Genomic DNA, 15,233 nt, shown 5'->3' with positions numbered 1-15,233 from the left:
CGGCGATCGTTACTTCACCGAGGCCACGGCGTCCTGGAAGGTTTTGACCAGATCGGGGCCGACCTTTTCGGCCCATGTATCGAAGGCGGGCTGGGTCGCTTCACGGAAGGCGGCGAGCTCTTCGGCATTGGGTTCATAGACCTCCATCCCCTGTTCTTTCAGGAAATCGAGCCCTTCCGCGGTGCCTTCGCGGCTGATGTCGCGTTGATATTCCATCGCCTCGGTCGCGGCCTCCTGGAACTGCGCCTGTGTGTCCGCATCGAGCGAATCCCAGCGTTCCTTCGCGATGCCGAGGAACAGCGGATCATAGGAATAATGCCAGGTCGTGATGTATTTCTGCATCTCATAGACCTGCTGCGGGATGATCACCGCACCGATCGGGTTCTCCTGCCCGTCCACCACGCCCTGCTGCAATGCGGTGAGGGTTTCCGACCATTGCATCTGCTGCGGATTGGCGCCGAGCGCATTCATCACGTCGATATACATCGGCCCGGCCACGCGAACATTCATACCCTCCATATCGGCGGGCGAGGTCACCGGCTTGGTGTTGTTGGTCAGCTCGCGGAAGCCGTTTTCGCCCCAGGCCAGCACCTTGATGCCCTTTTCCAGCAGGATCTCTTCCAGCGGCGCGACCGCCTCGCCCTGGGTGGTGGCGTCGACCTGTTCGTAATTCTCGTACATATAGGGCAGCGAGAACACCGCCATTTCCGGCACCAGAGGCGTGACGTTGATCGCCGAGGTCACCACCAGATCCAGCGCGCCGCGCCCGACCATCTCGGCCTGTTTCATCTGGTCGCCGCCGGATAGCTGGGCGTTCGGAAATACTCGCACGTCATATTCGCCGCCGGTCTTTTCGGCCAGAAGCTCGCCAAAGCGTTCCGCCCCCTGCTGCCAGGTCGTGGTGTCGCCGACATTATGCGACAGGCGCAGCGTTTCCGCCTGCGCGCTGACCGCCATGATCGCGGTCGCCGCGATGGCGGCGAAGCTGAAGCGTGTGAAGCTCATGAAATCTCTCCCCGTTGATAGTCACGCCGCGTCGGGTCCGAGACCCGCGCGAAGATTGCCGCGCAACTTCACCCTATCGGGCGGCTGCATACAAGACGTATTTCGGTGCAGATCCTCCGGCTCAGACCGCGTCCCAGAGCCGCTCCGCATGCCAGGCGACGTGATCGCCCATGAAGCTCTGCACGAAGAAATAGCTGTGATCGTAGCCGGGCTGCATCCGGATCATCGCCGGTTGCCGACGCGCGGCGATGGCTTGGGCCAGCGCCTCGGGGCGCAGCAGGTCGAGAAACTGGTCCTCGGTGCCCTGATCGATCAGGATCTCACCGGGATAACCCTTTTCCGCCATCAGCAAACTCGCGTCATGGGCGGCCCATGCGGCGCGGTCCTCGCCCAGATAGGCGGTGAACTGCTTGCGGCCCCAATCCGAGTCGCTCGGGTTCGCGATGGGCGCGAAGGCCGAGACGCTGCGATAGGTCTCGGGCAGGGTCAGCGCCAGGGTCAGCGCGCCGTGACCGCCCATGGAATGCCCGGTGATGCCCTGCGCGGCGCGGTCCAGCGGAAATTCGTCAAAGACCAGATCGGGCAATTCCTGCGCGATGTAATCCCACATGCGGAAATGTTTCGCCCAAGGGTCCTGCGTGGCGTTGACATAGAAGCCCGCGCCCTGCCCCAGATCGAAAGCCTCGTCATCGGCCACCCCCTCGCCGCGCGGCGAGGTGTCGGGGAAGATCAGCGCGATCCCTTCGCGCGCGGCATGATCCTGCGCGGCGGCCTTGTTCATCGCGTTCTCATGGGTGCAGGTCAGCCCCGACAGATACCACAGCACCGGCACCTCGGCCTGTTCGGCCTGCGGCGGCAGATAGACGGCAAAGGTCATTTCGGTGCCGGTCGCTGTCGAGGCGTGACGATACACGCCCTGCCGCCCGCCGAAGCTGCGGTTTTCGCTGAGTGTTTCAAGGCTCATCGAGGTCTCCCTTACTCAGATCGTGATACATAACGAGCGCATCGACATAGCCCGCACGCGGGTGGCTGAACGCGCCGGGAAGGCGGCCCACGGCCTGAAACCCGGCCTGTTCCCAGACCCGGATCGCGCCCGCATTGGTCGCCACGACGAAATTGAACTGCATCGCGCGGAATCCCCGTTCCCGCGCCCATATCTTCGCATGGCGAACCATGTCCCGCGCCACGCCCTGCCCGCGCGCCGCCGGGTCGGTGGCGAAGCTGGCATTGGCGACATGGCTGCCGCCTCCGCCCCGGTTCGCGCCGACATGGCTGGTCCCGAGAACGCGCCCGGCGCGTTCTGCCACGAAGGCTGTGAAGGGCGCCGCGAACCAGTCGTCAAGCGCATCGTCTCGGTTGATGTCGCGGTCGATGCAATAGGTCTCGCCAGCGCGATAGACCGGTTCGAGGATCGCCCAGATCGCGTCGTGGTCGCCCGCCCCGGCCTCTCGGATCGAGAGCGGCGCAGGCTCGGAGCCATCGCTCAATACAGCACCACCGAGCGGATGGATTCGCCGGAATGCATCAGATCGAAGCCCTTGTTGATGTCGTCCAGCCCCATGGTGTGGGTAATCATCGGGTCGATCTCGATCTTGCCGTCCATATACCAATCGACGATCCTGGGCACATCGGTCCGGCCGCGCGCGCCACCGAAGGCCGTGCCTTTCCAGACCCGGCCGGTGACCAGCTGGAAGGGCCGCGTGCTGATCTCGGCCCCGGCGGGCGCCACGCCGATGATGATCGACTGGCCCCAGCCGCGATGGGTGCATTCCAGCGCGTCGCGCATCACCTTGACGTTACCAGTGGCGTCGAAGCTGTAATCCGCCCCGCCGATCTGGTCGAAGGGGGTCTTGGTCATCTCGACGATTTCCTGAACCGTATTCTCGACCTCGGACGGGTTGATGAAATGGGTCATGCCGAAGCGTTCCGCCATCATCTTCTTTTCGTTGTTCAGATCCACCCCGATAATCATGTCGGCCCCGGCGAGCCGCAGCCCCTGGATCACGTTCAGCCCGATCCCGCCCAGCCCGAACACCACGGCCTTGGCGCCGATTTCCACCTTGGCGGTGTTGATGACAGCGCCGATGCCGGTGGTCACGCCGCAGCCGATATAGCAGATCTTGTCGAACGGCGCGTCCTCGCGGACCTTCGCCACGGCAATTTCCGGCAGCACGGTGAAATTCGAGAATGTCGAGCAGCCCATATAGTGATGGATCGGCGTGCCATCGGGCATGGAAAACCGGCTGGTGCCATCGGGCATGAATCCCTGCCCCTGCGTGGCGCGGATCGCTGTGCAGAGATTGGTCTTGCCCGACAGGCAGGACGCGCATTGCCGGCATTCCGGCGTGTAGAGCGGGATCACATGATCGCCCGGCTTCACGCTGGTGACGCCCTCGCCGATCTCGACCACGACGCCGGCGCCCTCATGACCCAGAATCGAGGGGAACAGCCCCTCGGGATCGCCGCCGGAGAGGGTGAATTCATCGGTGTGGCAGATGCCTGTGGCCTTGACCTCGACCATCACCTCGCCGGCCTTGGGACCGTCGAGATTGACCTCCATCACTTCCAGCTTCTTGCCGGCCTCAAGGGCCACGGCGGCACGGGTTTTCATGGCAGGACCTCCTATCTGTTGCGGGCATGTTTGGACAGGCCGGCGGGGCGGGTCAAGCGAAGCGTGTCGCGTGACACAGCGAGCTTGCCCGAACGCCGGACAGCGCAACGCCTTTCGATGACCTGCCTGCGATGATCGTCGCAGCCGCCCGACCCTCACGCACCCGTTATTTCCGACAAAAATAGTTTGACAGCCGGAGGAGTAACTGATGAAAAGACTGGGAATTGGGCTGGCGCGCCCGCGCCCTCCATCGCCCGTCTGTCTCAGGAGACCACATGTTCCGCTCGACCCTGACCGCCCTGCCGCTGGTGATGATCGCCGCCGCCTCTGTCGCCGCCACGCCGGAAGACGTCGTCGAGACCTATGCCGACATCGCCGAAGCCGCCTATGGGGACAGCCTGTCAACGGCGCAGGCACTGCGCGAGGCCATCGGGACGCTGGTCGAGAGCCCTTCCGAAGAGACCCTCAACGCCGCGCGCGAGGCTTATACCGCCGCCCGCGTCCCCTATCAGCAGACCGAGGCCTATCGCTTCGGCAACCCGATCGTGGATGATTGGGAAGGCCGCGTGAATGCCTGGCCTCTGGATGAGGGTCTGATCGATTACGTGGCCGAGGACACCCCGTCGGCCGAGGATAACGAGCTGGCGCAACTCAACGTGATCGCCAATCCTTCGCTGGATCTGTCGGGCGACACCATCGACGCAACCGAAATCACGCCAGAGCTCATCTCGGGCCAGCTTCACGAGGCCGGCGGGATCGAGGCGAATGTCGCCTCGGGCTATCACGCCATCGAATTCCTGCTCTGGGGGCAGGATCTGAACGGCACCGGGCCGGGCGCGGGTGAGCGCCCCTGGACGGATTACGCAACCGGCGAGGACTGCACCGGCGGCAATTGCGACCGTCGCGGCGCCTATCTGACCGCGGCCGCCGACCTGCTGGTCTCGGACCTTGAAGAGATGGTTGCCAACTGGTCCGAGGGCGGCGAGGCCCGCCTGGCCGTGACCGAAGACCCTCAGGCCGGACTGAACGCGATGCTGACCGGCATGGGCAGCCTCTCTTACGGCGAACAAGCTGGCGAGCGCATGAAGCTGGGGCTGATGCTGAACGACCCCGAGGAAGAACATGACTGCTTCTCGGACCAGACCCATCTGAGCCATTACTATGACGGGCTCGGCATCCAGAATGTCTATCTGGGCCGCTATGTCCGTCCCGATGGCAGCGAGGTCAGCGGCCCGTCCCTGTCCGAACTGGTCGCCGAAGCCGATGCCGATGTGGACGCGGCGCTGAAATCGGGGCTGGACGCCTCGATGGCGGCACTGACCGAGCTGCGCGACACCGCCGAGGCCGGAACGGCCTATGACCAGATGCTCGCCGCGGGCAATGCCGAGGGTGAGGCGATCATCATGGCCGCCGTCGATGCGCTTGTCGCCCAGACCCGGGATATCGAGCGCGCGGTCGCGGCGCTCGGGCTGAACGAGATCGCCTTCGAAGGCTCGGACAGCCTCGACGACCCCAACGCCGTCTTCCAGTAACCGCATAAACCCAAAGGTTTTTGTCATGATTGTCTGTCACTGCATGCAGATCTCCGACCGCGATATTCGCGCCGCTGTCGGCTGGATGCGCGCCGCGGACCCTGATACGATTGTGACGCCGGGCAAGATCTATCACGCGCTCGGCAAGCGCGCCGATTGCGGCGGCTGCATGAAGTTGTTCGTCGCCGAGATGCGCGCGGCGGACGGGTTCGCTGTCGGTCAGGGTCACCCCGTGCCGGCAGTGCTGACAGGCCTGCGGCGCAAGATCGCGGGCTGACAAGAAAGGAACTGGAATGAAGGGCGACGCCAAGGTCATTGAATACCTTAACGCAGCTCTGCGCTCGGAACTGACGGCGGTCAGCCAGTACTGGCTGCATTACCGGCTTCAGGAAGATTGGGGCTATGGCAAGATCGCCGACAAGTCCCGCGCGGAATCGATCGAAGAGATGCACCATGCCGACAAGCTGATCCAGCGGATCATCTTCCTGGAAGGGCACCCGAATCTGCAGAAGCTCGACCCGCTGCGCATCGGCCAGTCCATCAAGGAAACGATGGAATGCGATCTGGCTGGCGAGCATGACGCGCGCAATCTCTATATCGAGGCGCGCGATCACTGCGAGAAGGTCGGCGACTATGTCAGCAAGAACCTTTTCGAAGAGCTGATCTCGGACGAGGAGGGCCATATCGACTTCCTCGAAACCCAGCTCGAACTGCATGAGCAGATCGGCGCGCAGAATTTCGGCCTGCTGAATGCGAAACCCTCGGACGAGGCCGAGTAAGACAATCCGGCGGGCGCATCTGCCGCCCGCCGCCCGAATGATCTTCCGATACAGACGACCAGATGATCCGCCGCCCTGCCCCTGCCGGTCCGTTTCTCCAGCCCGGCGCCGCAAGGCGGCTGATGACTGCCTGCGTGCTGGCGTGGCTGGCCGCGCCTGCGGTCGCACAGGACGGTCCCGATTCCGTCCGCGCGGTGCCCGATGATCCGCAACCCGCCGCTGACTGGCAGGCAGAGCCGCATCTGAACATCATCCCGCGCACACCAGCCGAATCCGCACGCATCGGCGCCGCGACCCGGCCGGCCACGGATTTCTCCGCGCCCGAGCCGTTCGAGCAGAACCCCGGCGGGGCGGCGACGACGCGCTATACCGACAACGCAGACGCCTTCTCGCAATTCTCCGCCAATATGCCCTTCGAATCCGAACTGGATTTCAAGGTCGGCAATGGCATCTTCCGCAAGCTGTGGATCGGCGCGCCCTCCTCGACCAAGGGCAGCGACGGGCTCGGGCCGCTCTACAACGCGCGGTCCTGCCAGAACTGCCATATCAAGGACGGTCGCGGCCATATGCCGGACGGGCCGGATGACAGCCGCGTCTCGGCCTTCCTGCGGCTCTCGGTGATGGGCGGGCCGGATCAGCCGGCGATCCCGGATTACATCCCGACCCTGCCCGACCCGGTCTATGGCGGGCAGTTGCAGGACCTGTCGCTCGAGGGCTACCTCGCCGAGGCAAGGATGGGCGTGCAGTGGCGCAACAAGACCGTGACGCTCTCGGATGGGGAAACCGTCACCCTGCGCGCACCAAGCTACAGCCTCGACAACCCCGCCTATGGCAACCCGCATGAGGGGCTGATGATCTCGCCCCGTGTCGCGCCGCAGATGATCGGGCTGGGTCTGCTCGAGGCGATCCCCGCCGCCGACATCGTCGCCGCCGCCGACCCTCAGGACCGCGACGGAGACGGCATTTCGGGCCGCGCGCAGATCGTCTGGTCGAGCGAATTCGGCCAGCCCATGCTGGGCCGCTTCGGCCACAAGGCGGGCAATGCGACGATCCATGAACAATCGGCCTCGGCCTTCTCGGGCGATATGGGGCTGTCCACCCCGCTTTTCCCCGCCCCTTCCGGCGAATGCACCGAGGCGCAGCGCGACTGCCTCACCGCCCCCGCCGGGCAGGAGCCGGGCATTCGCGACGGGCTGGAGGTCGATGCCCAGACGATGGATCTGGTCACCTTCTATTCCCGCAACCTCGCCGTCCCCGAGCGCCGCGATCTCGACGACCCTCAGGTGTTGCGCGGCAAGCAGATCGCCTATGAAATCGGCTGCACCTCCTGCCACCGCCCGAAATTCGTGACCCACCGGCTGAATGATCGCCCCGAGCAGAGCTTCCAGCTCATCTGGCCATATAGCGACATGTTGCTGCACGATATGGGCGAAGATCTGGCGGATCATCGCCCCGAATCCCGCGCCACCGGCCGCGAATGGCGCACCGCGCCGCTTTGGGGGATCTCGCTGAACGGGCAGGTGACCGGCACCGAATCCTATCTCCATGACGGCCGGGCACGCACGCTTCTCGAAGCGATCCTCTGGCATGGCGGCGAGGCGCAGGCAGCGCGCGACAAGGTGGTGGCCATGCCCCGCGACGACCGCGACGCCCTCATCGCCTGGCTGGAATCACTATAAACAAGGCGCCGCACGCGGCGACGCCTCTTCATCCTGAGCCAAATATCCCGGGGTGAATGGCCCGGTCACGGGCCAGAGGGGCAGCGCCCCTTCTACGCCATCTCGACCAGCAGGTCCTTCGCATCGATCTGCTGCCCGGGGCTGACATGCACCGCCTTCACCGTGCCGTCGCGATCGGCGTGGATGGCGGTTTCCATCTTCATCGCCTCGATGGTCAGCAGCATGTCCCCCGCCTTCACCGCCTGCCCCACCGTGGCCGCGACCGAGGCGACCACGCCCGGCATCGGCGCACCGATATGCGACTCGTTCCCCGGATCGGCCTTCGGAGCTGCGGCAGCCGCCGCACCCTCGGCGCGGTTCGGCACGCGGATATTGCGCGGCTGGCCATTGAGTTCAAAGAACACCTTCACCTCGCCCTTGTCATCGGTCTCGCCAATCGCCTGAAGGCGGATCTCCAGCGTCTTGCCGGGGTCGATCTCGACGCTGATCTGGTCGCCCGGTTCCATCCCGTAGAAGAAATTCTTCGTCGGCAGGGTGCGGACCGGGCCATAGATGCGGTGCCGGCCCATATAGTCGAGAAACACTTTCGGATACATCAGATACCCGTTCAGATCCTCGTCATCGATGCTCATCCCGTCGAGCTGTTCCGACAGATCGGCGCGCGTCGCTTCCAGATCGACCGGCTTCATCGCCGCGCCGGGGCGCGTGGTCAACGGCTTTTCGCCCTTCAGCACCTTCTTCTGCAACGCCTCGGGCCAGCCGCCCGGAGGCTGGCCGAGATTGCCGCGCATCATGTCGATCACGGAATCGGGGAAGGCCACGTCCACATTCGGGTCCTCGACCTGTTCGCGGCTCAAACCCTGGCTCACCATCATCAGCGCCATGTCGCCCACCACTTTCGAGGAGGGCGTGACCTTCACGATATCGCCGAACATCTTGTTCACCTCGGCATAGGTCTGGGCGACCTCGTGCCAGCGATCCTCCAGCCCGAGGCTGCGGGCCTGAGCTTTCAGATTGGTGAACTGCCCGCCGGGCATCTCGTGCAGATAGACCTCGGAGGCCGGTGCCTGGAGCCCGGATTCAAAGGCGGCGTAATCCTCGCGGACACGTTCCCAGTAATTGGAAATCTCGCGCACCGCGTCGATATCCAGCCCGGTGTCACGCCCGGTCCGCTCGAATGTCTCGACAATGGACCCGAGCGTCGGCTGGCTGGTATTGCCCGACAGCGCATCCATCGCGCCGTCGACGATATCCACCCCGGCCTCGGCGGCGGCCAGATAGGACGCACCGCCCATGCCGCTGGTATCATGGGTATGGAAATGGATCGGCAGCCCGACCTCTTCCTTCAGCGCGGTGACCAGCTTGCGCGCCGCGGCGGGCTTCAACAGCCCCGCCATATCCTTCAGCCCGAGGATATGGGCGCCCGCGTCGCGCAGCTCTTTTCCCATTGAAACATAATATTGCAGGTCGTATTTCGCGCGATGCGGGTCGAGAACATTGCCGGTATAGCAAATCGCGGCCTCGCAGATCTTGCCGGTCTCGATCACCGAATCCATGGCAACGCGCATATTCTCGACCCAGTTCAGACTGTCGAAGACGCGGAACACATCGACGCCCGATTCCGCCGCCTGTTTCACGAAGCTTTCCACGACGTTATCGGGATAATTCGTATAGCCCACCCCGTTCGACGCGCGCAGCAGCATCTGGGTCAGCAGGTTCGGCATCCGCGCGCGAATATCGCGAAGCCGCTGCCACGGGCATTCCTGCAAGAATCGATAGGCGACGTCGAAGGTCGCCCCGCCCCAGCATTCGACACTGAACAGCTGCGGCAGATTGGCGGCATAGGCCGGCGCCACCCGGATCATGTCGATGGACCGCATCCGCGTGGCCAGCAGCGACTGATGCCCGTCGCGCATCGCCGTGTCGGTCAGCAGCAGGCGGCTTTGCGAGGCCACCCAGTCGGCCACGGCCTGCGCGCCTTTCTCTTCCAGCAATTGCCGCGTCCCGGCGGGCGGAGGAGAAACGCGGGGTTTCGGCGCGGTCACGGGCCGTGCCTCGGCCGGCGGCGCGGCGCGGCCCGCGGTCTCGGGATGACCGTTGACCGAGATATCCGCCAGATAGGTCAGGATCTTCGTCGCCCGGTCCTGCCGCTGCCGGAACTCGAACAGCTCGGGCGTCGTGTCGATGAATTTCGTCGTGTATTCATCCGACAGGAATGTCGGGTGTTTCAGCAGGTTGATGACGAAATCGATATTCGTGCTGACCCCGCGCACCCGGAATTCGCGCAAGGCCCGGTCCATCCGCCGGATCGCCTGATCGGGTGTCTGCGCCCATGCGGTGACCTTGACCAGCAGCGAATCGTAGAACCGCGTGATCACCCCGCCCGAATAGGCCGTGCCGCCATCCAGACGGATGCCCATCCCGGTCGCCGAGCGATAGGCGGTGATGCGCCCGTAATCGGGGATGAAATTATTCTGCGGATCCTCGGTCGTCACCCGGCATTGCAGCGCATGGCCGGACAGCGTCACCTGATCCTGAGACGCCACGCCCGTCGCCTCGGCCAGTGTCGCGCCCTCGGCGATCTTGATCTGGGCCTGCACGATGTCGATCCCGGTCACCTCTTCGGTGACGGTGTGTTCGACCTGAACGCGCGGATTGACCTCGATGAAATAGAAAGCGTCGGTTTCCATATCCATCAGGAACTCGACCGTGCCCGCCGCCTGATAGCCGACCGCCTGCCCGATCTTCAGCGCAAGCGCGCAGACCTCCTGGCGCTGCGCTTGCGTCAGATAGGGTGCGGGCGCGCGTTCCACCACCTTCTGATTGCGGCGCTGCACGGTGCAGTCGCGTTCAAACAGGTGATACAGCCCGCCATGCGTATCGCCCAAGAGCTGCACCTCGACATGGCGCGCGCGGGTGATCATCTTTTCCAGATAACCCTCGCCATTGCCAAAGGCAGCCTCGGCCTCGCGGCGGCCTTCGCGGACCTTCTCGACCAGCTCGTCAGGTGCGTTGATCGGGCGCATCCCACGCCCGCCGCCGCCCCATGAGGCTTTCAGCATCAGCGGATAGCCGATCTCGGCGGCTTCCTTCTTGATGGCGTCGAAATCCTCGCCCAGAACCTCGGTCGCGGGGATCACCGGCACTCCGGCCTCGATCGCCACGCGCCGCGCGCTGGCCTTGTCGCCAAGCGCGCGCATCGTCTCTGCCCTGGGTCCGATGAAGATGATCCCGGCAGTCTCGCAGGCATCGACCAGCTCGGGGTTTTCGGACAGAAGGCCATAGCCCGGATGGATCGCATCCGCGCCGCTTTCCTTCGCGACCCGGATGATCTCGTCAATCGACAGATAGGCCGCGACCGGACCCAGCCCCTCGCCGATGCGATATGCCTCATCCGCCTTGAAACGGTGCAGGCCCAGCTTGTCTTCCTCGGCATAGACCGCGACGGTTTTCTTGCCCAGCTCATTCGCCGCGCGCATGACGCGGATGGCGATTTCGCCACGATTGGCCACAAGGATCTTCTGGATGTCGCGCATGGCTCCCCCCGATTTGCTGCACCTGCAAAGACCATAGCGATCCGTCGGCGCATGTAAACGCGCCTTGTCACAAACGCGTCATTGCCGCGGCTCAGGCTGCAAGATCGACCCAGACCGGCACGTGATCCGATGGCTTTTCGCCTGCGCGAACCTCTCGATCCACGCCAGATGAATTCACGATATCAGCCGCTTGCGGAGACAACATCAGATGGTCGATACGAATCCCGTTATCGCGCCGCCACGCGCCGCCCTGAAAATCCCAGAAGGTGAAGGGACCGCGATGGCCGTAAGGATCGGCATCGCGCAGCGCATCGGTCCAGCCCTGCGCTGCAATGCGGCGAAACGCGGCGCGGCTTTCGGGCAGGAACAGCGCGTCCCTGACCCACTCACCCGGCTCGGCAGCATCGCGGGGTTGCGGAATGATATTGAAATCGCCCAGCATCACCACCGGCATTTCGGTGGCCAGCAACTCGGCAGCGCGCAACCGCAACCGTTCCATCCAGTCGAGCTTATAGTCGTATTTCGGCCCCGGCGCCGGGTTGCCATTGGGCAGGTACAGCCCCGCCACCCGCACCGCGCGATCACCGACCACCGTCGCCTCGATATAGCGGGCCTGTTCGTCGGCATCGTCCCCGGGCAAGCCGCGCGTCACATCTTCCAGCGGCAGCTTCGACAGGATCGCCACGCCATTGAAGCCTTTCTGCCCATGTGTCGCGACGTTATAGCCCATATCCTCGAAATGCGCGGCAGGGAAATTCTCGTCCACCGACTTGATTTCCTGCAACACGGCCAGATCCGGCGCGGCCGCCGCCAGCCAATCGCTCAGCGCGGCGATGCGCGCCTTGATGCCGTTGATGTTGAAACTGGCGATTTTCATGCGCGACATCATGTGCCGGGCGGGAGCGATTGGCAAGATGCGCTGCCGCACCTGGCGCTTACGCGTCAGCAGCAGCATGGTCATGCTGCCGGCACAGGCGATCTGCCGCCGGTCACGATGGCGCCGCGCGCTCTTCGACGGCAAGAAAGGCGAAGTTGCGCCCGAAGCCGGTCAATCCGAACTCAGGCGCCAAAAATGACGCCTGAGATCATCATCAGCGACCGAAGCCTCAGATCGAAAACGATGTCCCGCAACCGCAGGACGACGCCGCGTTCGGGTTCTCGATCACGAAACGCGCCCCGATCAGCTCATCGGCAAAGTCGATAACGGCACCTTCCAGAAACGGAAGCGAGACCGGATCGACCAGCACACGCTGCCCCTTGCCTTCCAGAACCAGATCATCATCGGCCTGCGCATCCAGGCGGATGTCATACTGAAACCCCGAGCAGCCGCCACCCTCGACCGCGACGCGCAGCGCCTGCGGATCATCCGCGCCGTCATTGATCTCGGCCAGGCGGGCAAAGGCGCGTTCGGTCACTTGGGGAGGCAGGTTCATGGGGCGTTCCCGTTTCGCTTGTCTTGCCCCGAATATAGGGTTCGCGCGGTAACGCTGCAAGGAACCCAGCCGCAAGGAGGTCGCATGACCGCCCCCTATGCCTGCCAGCCCGAGGATAGCCGCGGACGGCTTCACCCCGAAAGCCTGTCCAGCTTCCGTTCGCCCTGGCAGCGCGACCGCGACCGGATCATCCATTCCTCGGCCTTCCGCCGTCTGAAACACAAGACGCAGGTTTTCGTCGAGCAGGAGGGCGACGCCTATCGTGGCGATTATTTCCGCACCCGGCTGACCCACACGATCGAGGTGGCGCAGGTGGCAAGGACCATTGCCGGCGCGCTCGATCTGAACACCGATCTCGCCGAGGCGGTGGCGCTGGCCCATGATCTCGGCCACCCGCCCTTCGGCCATACCGGCGAGGATGCGCTCGCCGCGCTGATGGAGCCTTATGGCGGCTTTGACCATAACGCGCAGGCGCTGCGCATCGTCACCGGGCTAGAGCGCCATTACGCCGATTTCGACGGGCTCAACCTGACATGGGAATCGCTCGAAGGCATCGCCAAGCATAACGGCCCGGTGGCGCCGCCCTATCCCTATGCGCTGTCCGAGGTGAATGCGCAGTGGAATCTGGAACTTTCCAGCAATGCCAGCGCCGAGGCGCAGGTGGCGGCGGTGGCCGATGACATCGCCTATAATCATCACGACATTCATGACGGGCTGCGCGCCGGGCTGTTCAGCGAGGCCGATCTGGCCGATCTGCCCGTGGTCGGTCCGGCCTTCGCGCAGGTCGACCGTCTGCATCCGGGGCTGGACACCAGCCGCCGTCGCCACGAGGCGCTTCGCCGCGTCTTCGGGATCATGGTCGAGGATGTGATCGCGGTGGCGCAGAACCGGCTGACCTCGCTGCAACCGCGCTCGGCCGATGATATTCGCGGCATGGACGGGGCGATCATCCGGTTTTCCAAGCCGCTTTACCAAAATCTCAAGGCGATCAAGTCGTTCCTGTTCACCCGCATGTATCGCGCGCCCTCGGTGGTCGATGAACGCAAGCTGGTCACGCATATGTTGAACGATCTCTTCCCGCTTTTCATGTCCAACCCCGAGCTTTTGCCCCAGGACTGGCGGGCCGAGGCGATGGCCGGAACCGAGACCGAGCGCGCGCGGCTGGTGCTGGATTATGTCGCCGGGATGACGGATCGCTTTGCCATGGCCGAATGGGAACGCCTGTGCCAAAGCGATCTGCGCGGCTGAACACGCGGCCGTAATGCGGGCAGCCGCGGCATTTGCGCATTGCCCAGCCGTATATCATTCATCAAACCGGTGAACCCTGCGGGGCTTCCTGCGTTGTGCTGCCAACAAAGGAGGTTTCCCATGATTACCAAGACTGGTTCCGCGAAATGGCAGGGTGGCATCAAGGACGGCAATGGTGAGGTCTCGACCGAATCCGGCGCATTGTCGTCGCAGCCCTATGGCTTCGCCACACGTTTTGAGGACAAGGCCGGCACCAACCCCGAAGAGCTGATCGGCGCCGCGCATGCCTCTTGCTTCGCGATGGCGCTGTCGAAGGAACTCGGCGATGCCGGGGTGACGGATGTGACGATCGAGGCCAGCTCGGCCGTGTCGCTCGATCAGGAGGGCGAAGGCTTTGCGGTGAAAAAAGCCGCATTGACCGCCCGCGTCTCCGGCAATGGCGACCGCGATGCGATCGAGAAGGCAGCCGAGGGGGCCAAGGCCAATTGCCCGATCTCCAAGCTGCTGAATACCGACATCACGCTTGACCTCACAGTCGCATGATGTTTATTCGCTACGGCTATGATATCACGATAGAAAGCGACGCGTCGCTGCCGATGCTGCTGCAAATGTCGGTGCGGCCGGAGCGGCAACTAGACTTGCGCGGAGTCGAAGCGTTCGAGACCGATCCCGGCGTCCCGTTTTCGACCTTTGTCGATGATTACGGCAACTTCACCCGCCGATTGACTGCGCCGGCGGGTCAATTCCGCATGAAGCAGGAGGCGATCATCACCGATAGCGGCCTGCCCGAGCCGGATTTTCCCGATGCGCAGGAAATGCCCGTCGAGGCTCTGCCGGATGATGTGATCCAGTTCCTGATGCCGTCGCGATATTGCGATTCCGATCTGCTCATGCAGCCGGCCTGGGATCTGTTTGGCAATGTCGCGCCGGGCTGGAACCGGGTCGAGACGATCATGGATTGGGTGCATAACCACATCAAGTTCAACTACATGGACGCCGACGCGACCCGCACCGCCAAGGACGCGTTCGAGCAGGGCAAGGGCGTGTGCCGCGATTTCGCGCATCTGGCCATCGCGCTTTGCCGCGCGCTGAATATCCCGGCGCGCTATGTGAATGGGCATCTCGGCGATTTCGGCGTGCCGTTGCCGCCCGATCCGATGGATTATGCCGCCTCCGTGCAGGTCTATCTGTCCGGTCGCTGGTGGAATTTCGATCCGCGCAACAACTCGCGCCGGATCGGCCGGCTTCCCGTCGGTTACGGGCGCGATGCCACGGATGTGGCGCTGATCTCCAGCTTCGGGGCGCATCGGCTGCTGAACTTCACGGTCATCACGGAAGAGGTCGATGCCGATGGCAAGAAGGTCGAGCAGAAGAAATCTGCCTGACAAATCAGCGCCCTGAGCGCGTTAA

At 63.9% G+C, this 15,233-nt stretch carries 15 protein-coding genes; 8 read left to right on the top strand and 7 right to left on the bottom strand.

What is annotated here, in order from left to right; all coding sequences use genetic code 11:
- Positions 1–9: 9 nt before the first annotated feature.
- From PAF18_RS03240 to PAF18_RS03225, 4 genes are all read right to left on the bottom strand, one after another.
- On the bottom strand, positions 10–1,005 hold the full coding sequence (locus tag PAF18_RS03240; RefSeq protein ID WP_271117202.1) for a DctP family TRAP transporter solute-binding subunit: 996 nt from the start codon (positions 1,003–1,005) through the stop codon (positions 10–12).
- Between the two features lie 121 nt (positions 1,006–1,126).
- Positions 1,127–1,969 carry an S-formylglutathione hydrolase gene (gene fghA, locus PAF18_RS03235; protein ID WP_271117201.1) on the bottom strand — a complete coding sequence of 281 codons (843 nt, stop codon included), beginning with the start codon at positions 1,967–1,969 and terminating at the stop codon, positions 1,127–1,129.
- Positions 1,959–2,492, bottom strand: a complete 534-nt coding sequence (locus PAF18_RS03230; RefSeq protein ID WP_271117200.1) for a GNAT family N-acetyltransferase — start codon at positions 2,490–2,492, stop codon at positions 1,959–1,961. Before PAF18_RS03230 ends, fghA begins: the two co-directional genes overlap by 11 nt.
- Positions 2,489–3,616, bottom strand: coding sequence for an S-(hydroxymethyl)glutathione dehydrogenase/class III alcohol dehydrogenase (locus PAF18_RS03225; protein ID WP_271117199.1), 1,128 nt, complete (start codon positions 3,614–3,616; stop codon positions 2,489–2,491). Before PAF18_RS03225 ends, PAF18_RS03230 begins: the two co-directional genes overlap by 4 nt.
- A 275-nt stretch (positions 3,617–3,891) precedes the next feature.
- Here PAF18_RS03225 and PAF18_RS03220 point away from each other — a divergent pair, with 275 nt between their 5' ends.
- The 4 genes from PAF18_RS03220 (at position 3,892) to PAF18_RS03205 (ending at position 7,606) form a co-directional block, all read left to right on the top strand.
- Positions 3,892–5,148 (top strand): imelysin family protein, encoded by a 1,257-nt coding sequence (locus PAF18_RS03220; RefSeq protein WP_434802236.1) that lies wholly within the window; start codon positions 3,892–3,894, stop codon positions 5,146–5,148.
- Positions 5,149–5,173: 25 nt separating this feature from the next.
- Positions 5,174–5,425 carry a (2Fe-2S)-binding protein gene (locus PAF18_RS03215; protein ID WP_271117198.1) on the top strand — a complete coding sequence of 84 codons (252 nt, stop codon included), beginning with the start codon at positions 5,174–5,176 and terminating at the stop codon, positions 5,423–5,425.
- Between the two features lie 16 nt (positions 5,426–5,441).
- Positions 5,442–5,927 (top strand): bacterioferritin, encoded by a 486-nt coding sequence (bfr, locus tag PAF18_RS03210; RefSeq protein ID WP_271117197.1) that lies wholly within the window; start codon positions 5,442–5,444, stop codon positions 5,925–5,927.
- Positions 5,928–5,989: 62 nt separating this feature from the next.
- Entirely contained in the window at positions 5,990–7,606 is a 1,617-nt protein-coding gene (locus PAF18_RS03205) for a di-heme oxidoreductase family protein (protein ID WP_271117196.1), read from the top strand.
- A gap of 92 nt (positions 7,607–7,698) precedes the next feature.
- On the opposite strand, the gene PAF18_RS03200 is transcribed toward PAF18_RS03205, so the two are convergent.
- Both PAF18_RS03200 and xth read right to left on the bottom strand, forming a co-directional pair.
- Positions 7,699–11,142: a pyruvate carboxylase gene (locus PAF18_RS03200; RefSeq protein WP_271117195.1), complete on the bottom strand. Its 3,444-nt coding sequence runs from the start codon at positions 11,140–11,142 to the stop codon at positions 7,699–7,701.
- 91 nt (positions 11,143–11,233) lie between these two features.
- Complete coding sequence (xth, locus tag PAF18_RS03195) at positions 11,234–12,019, bottom strand: exodeoxyribonuclease III (RefSeq protein WP_271117194.1); 786 nt, start codon at positions 12,017–12,019, stop codon at positions 11,234–11,236.
- Between xth and PAF18_RS03190 the strand changes: the two genes are divergently transcribed.
- Positions 11,997–12,218: a hypothetical protein gene (locus PAF18_RS03190; protein WP_271117193.1), complete on the top strand. Its 222-nt coding sequence runs from the start codon at positions 11,997–11,999 to the stop codon at positions 12,216–12,218. The genes xth and PAF18_RS03190 overlap by 23 nt on opposite strands.
- A 30-nt stretch (positions 12,219–12,248) precedes the next feature.
- Here PAF18_RS03190 and PAF18_RS03185 read toward each other — a convergent pair whose 3' ends face one another.
- The gene (locus tag PAF18_RS03185) at positions 12,249–12,575 is read right to left on the bottom strand and encodes a HesB/IscA family protein (RefSeq protein WP_271117192.1); all 327 of its coding nucleotides are present in this window, start codon (positions 12,573–12,575) and stop codon (positions 12,249–12,251) included.
- 84 nt (positions 12,576–12,659) lie between these two features.
- Here PAF18_RS03185 and PAF18_RS03180 point away from each other — a divergent pair, with 84 nt between their 5' ends.
- The 3 genes from PAF18_RS03180 (at position 12,660) to PAF18_RS03170 (ending at position 15,208) form a co-directional block, all read left to right on the top strand.
- A complete protein-coding gene (locus PAF18_RS03180) occupies positions 12,660–13,823 on the top strand; it encodes a deoxyguanosinetriphosphate triphosphohydrolase (protein ID WP_271117191.1) in 1,164 nt (387 codons plus the stop codon).
- A 120-nt stretch (positions 13,824–13,943) separates the two neighbouring features.
- Positions 13,944–14,366: an OsmC family peroxiredoxin gene (locus PAF18_RS03175; RefSeq protein WP_271117190.1), complete on the top strand. Its 423-nt coding sequence runs from the start codon at positions 13,944–13,946 to the stop codon at positions 14,364–14,366.
- A complete protein-coding gene (locus PAF18_RS03170; protein WP_271117189.1) occupies positions 14,366–15,208 on the top strand; it encodes a transglutaminase-like domain-containing protein in 843 nt (280 codons plus the stop codon). Before PAF18_RS03175 ends, PAF18_RS03170 begins: the two co-directional genes overlap by 1 nt.
- Positions 15,209–15,233 lie beyond the last annotated feature (25 nt).

The sequence above is a fragment of the Paracoccus sediminicola genome (assembly GCF_027912835.1).
Classification (GTDB): Bacteria; Pseudomonadota; Alphaproteobacteria; order Rhodobacterales; family Rhodobacteraceae; genus Paracoccus; species Paracoccus sediminicola.
This window is presented reverse-complemented; position numbering and strand designations above follow the sequence as displayed.

Bases quoted from the DNA above. Each gene is read 5' to 3' on its own strand.
- PAF18_RS03240 (WP_271117202.1), bottom strand. From the start codon at position 1,005: ATGAGCTTCACACGCTTCAGCTTCGCCGCCATCGCGGCGACCGCGATC.
- fghA (WP_271117201.1), bottom strand. From the start codon at position 1,969: ATGAGCCTTGAAACACTCAGCGAAAACCGCAGCTTCGGCGGGCGGCAG.
- PAF18_RS03225 (WP_271117199.1), bottom strand. From the start codon at position 3,616: ATGAAAACCCGTGCCGCCGTGGCCCTTGAGGCCGGCAAGAAGCTGGAA.
- PAF18_RS03220 (WP_434802236.1), top strand. From the start codon at position 3,892: ATGTTCCGCTCGACCCTGACCGCCCTGCCGCTGGTGATGATCGCCGCC.
- PAF18_RS03215 (WP_271117198.1), top strand. From the start codon at position 5,174: ATGATTGTCTGTCACTGCATGCAGATCTCCGACCGCGATATTCGCGCC.
- bfr (WP_271117197.1), top strand. From the start codon at position 5,442: ATGAAGGGCGACGCCAAGGTCATTGAATACCTTAACGCAGCTCTGCGC.
- PAF18_RS03205 (WP_271117196.1), top strand. From the start codon at position 5,990: ATGATCCGCCGCCCTGCCCCTGCCGGTCCGTTTCTCCAGCCCGGCGCC.
- PAF18_RS03200 (WP_271117195.1), bottom strand. From the start codon at position 11,142: ATGCGCGACATCCAGAAGATCCTTGTGGCCAATCGTGGCGAAATCGCC.
- PAF18_RS03190 (WP_271117193.1), top strand. From the start codon at position 11,997: ATGTTGAAACTGGCGATTTTCATGCGCGACATCATGTGCCGGGCGGGA.
- xth (WP_271117194.1), bottom strand. From the start codon at position 12,019: ATGAAAATCGCCAGTTTCAACATCAACGGCATCAAGGCGCGCATCGCC.
- PAF18_RS03185 (WP_271117192.1), bottom strand. From the start codon at position 12,575: ATGAACCTGCCTCCCCAAGTGACCGAACGCGCCTTTGCCCGCCTGGCC.
- PAF18_RS03180 (WP_271117191.1), top strand. From the start codon at position 12,660: ATGACCGCCCCCTATGCCTGCCAGCCCGAGGATAGCCGCGGACGGCTT.
- PAF18_RS03175 (WP_271117190.1), top strand. From the start codon at position 13,944: ATGATTACCAAGACTGGTTCCGCGAAATGGCAGGGTGGCATCAAGGAC.
- PAF18_RS03170 (WP_271117189.1), top strand. From the start codon at position 14,366: ATGTTTATTCGCTACGGCTATGATATCACGATAGAAAGCGACGCGTCG.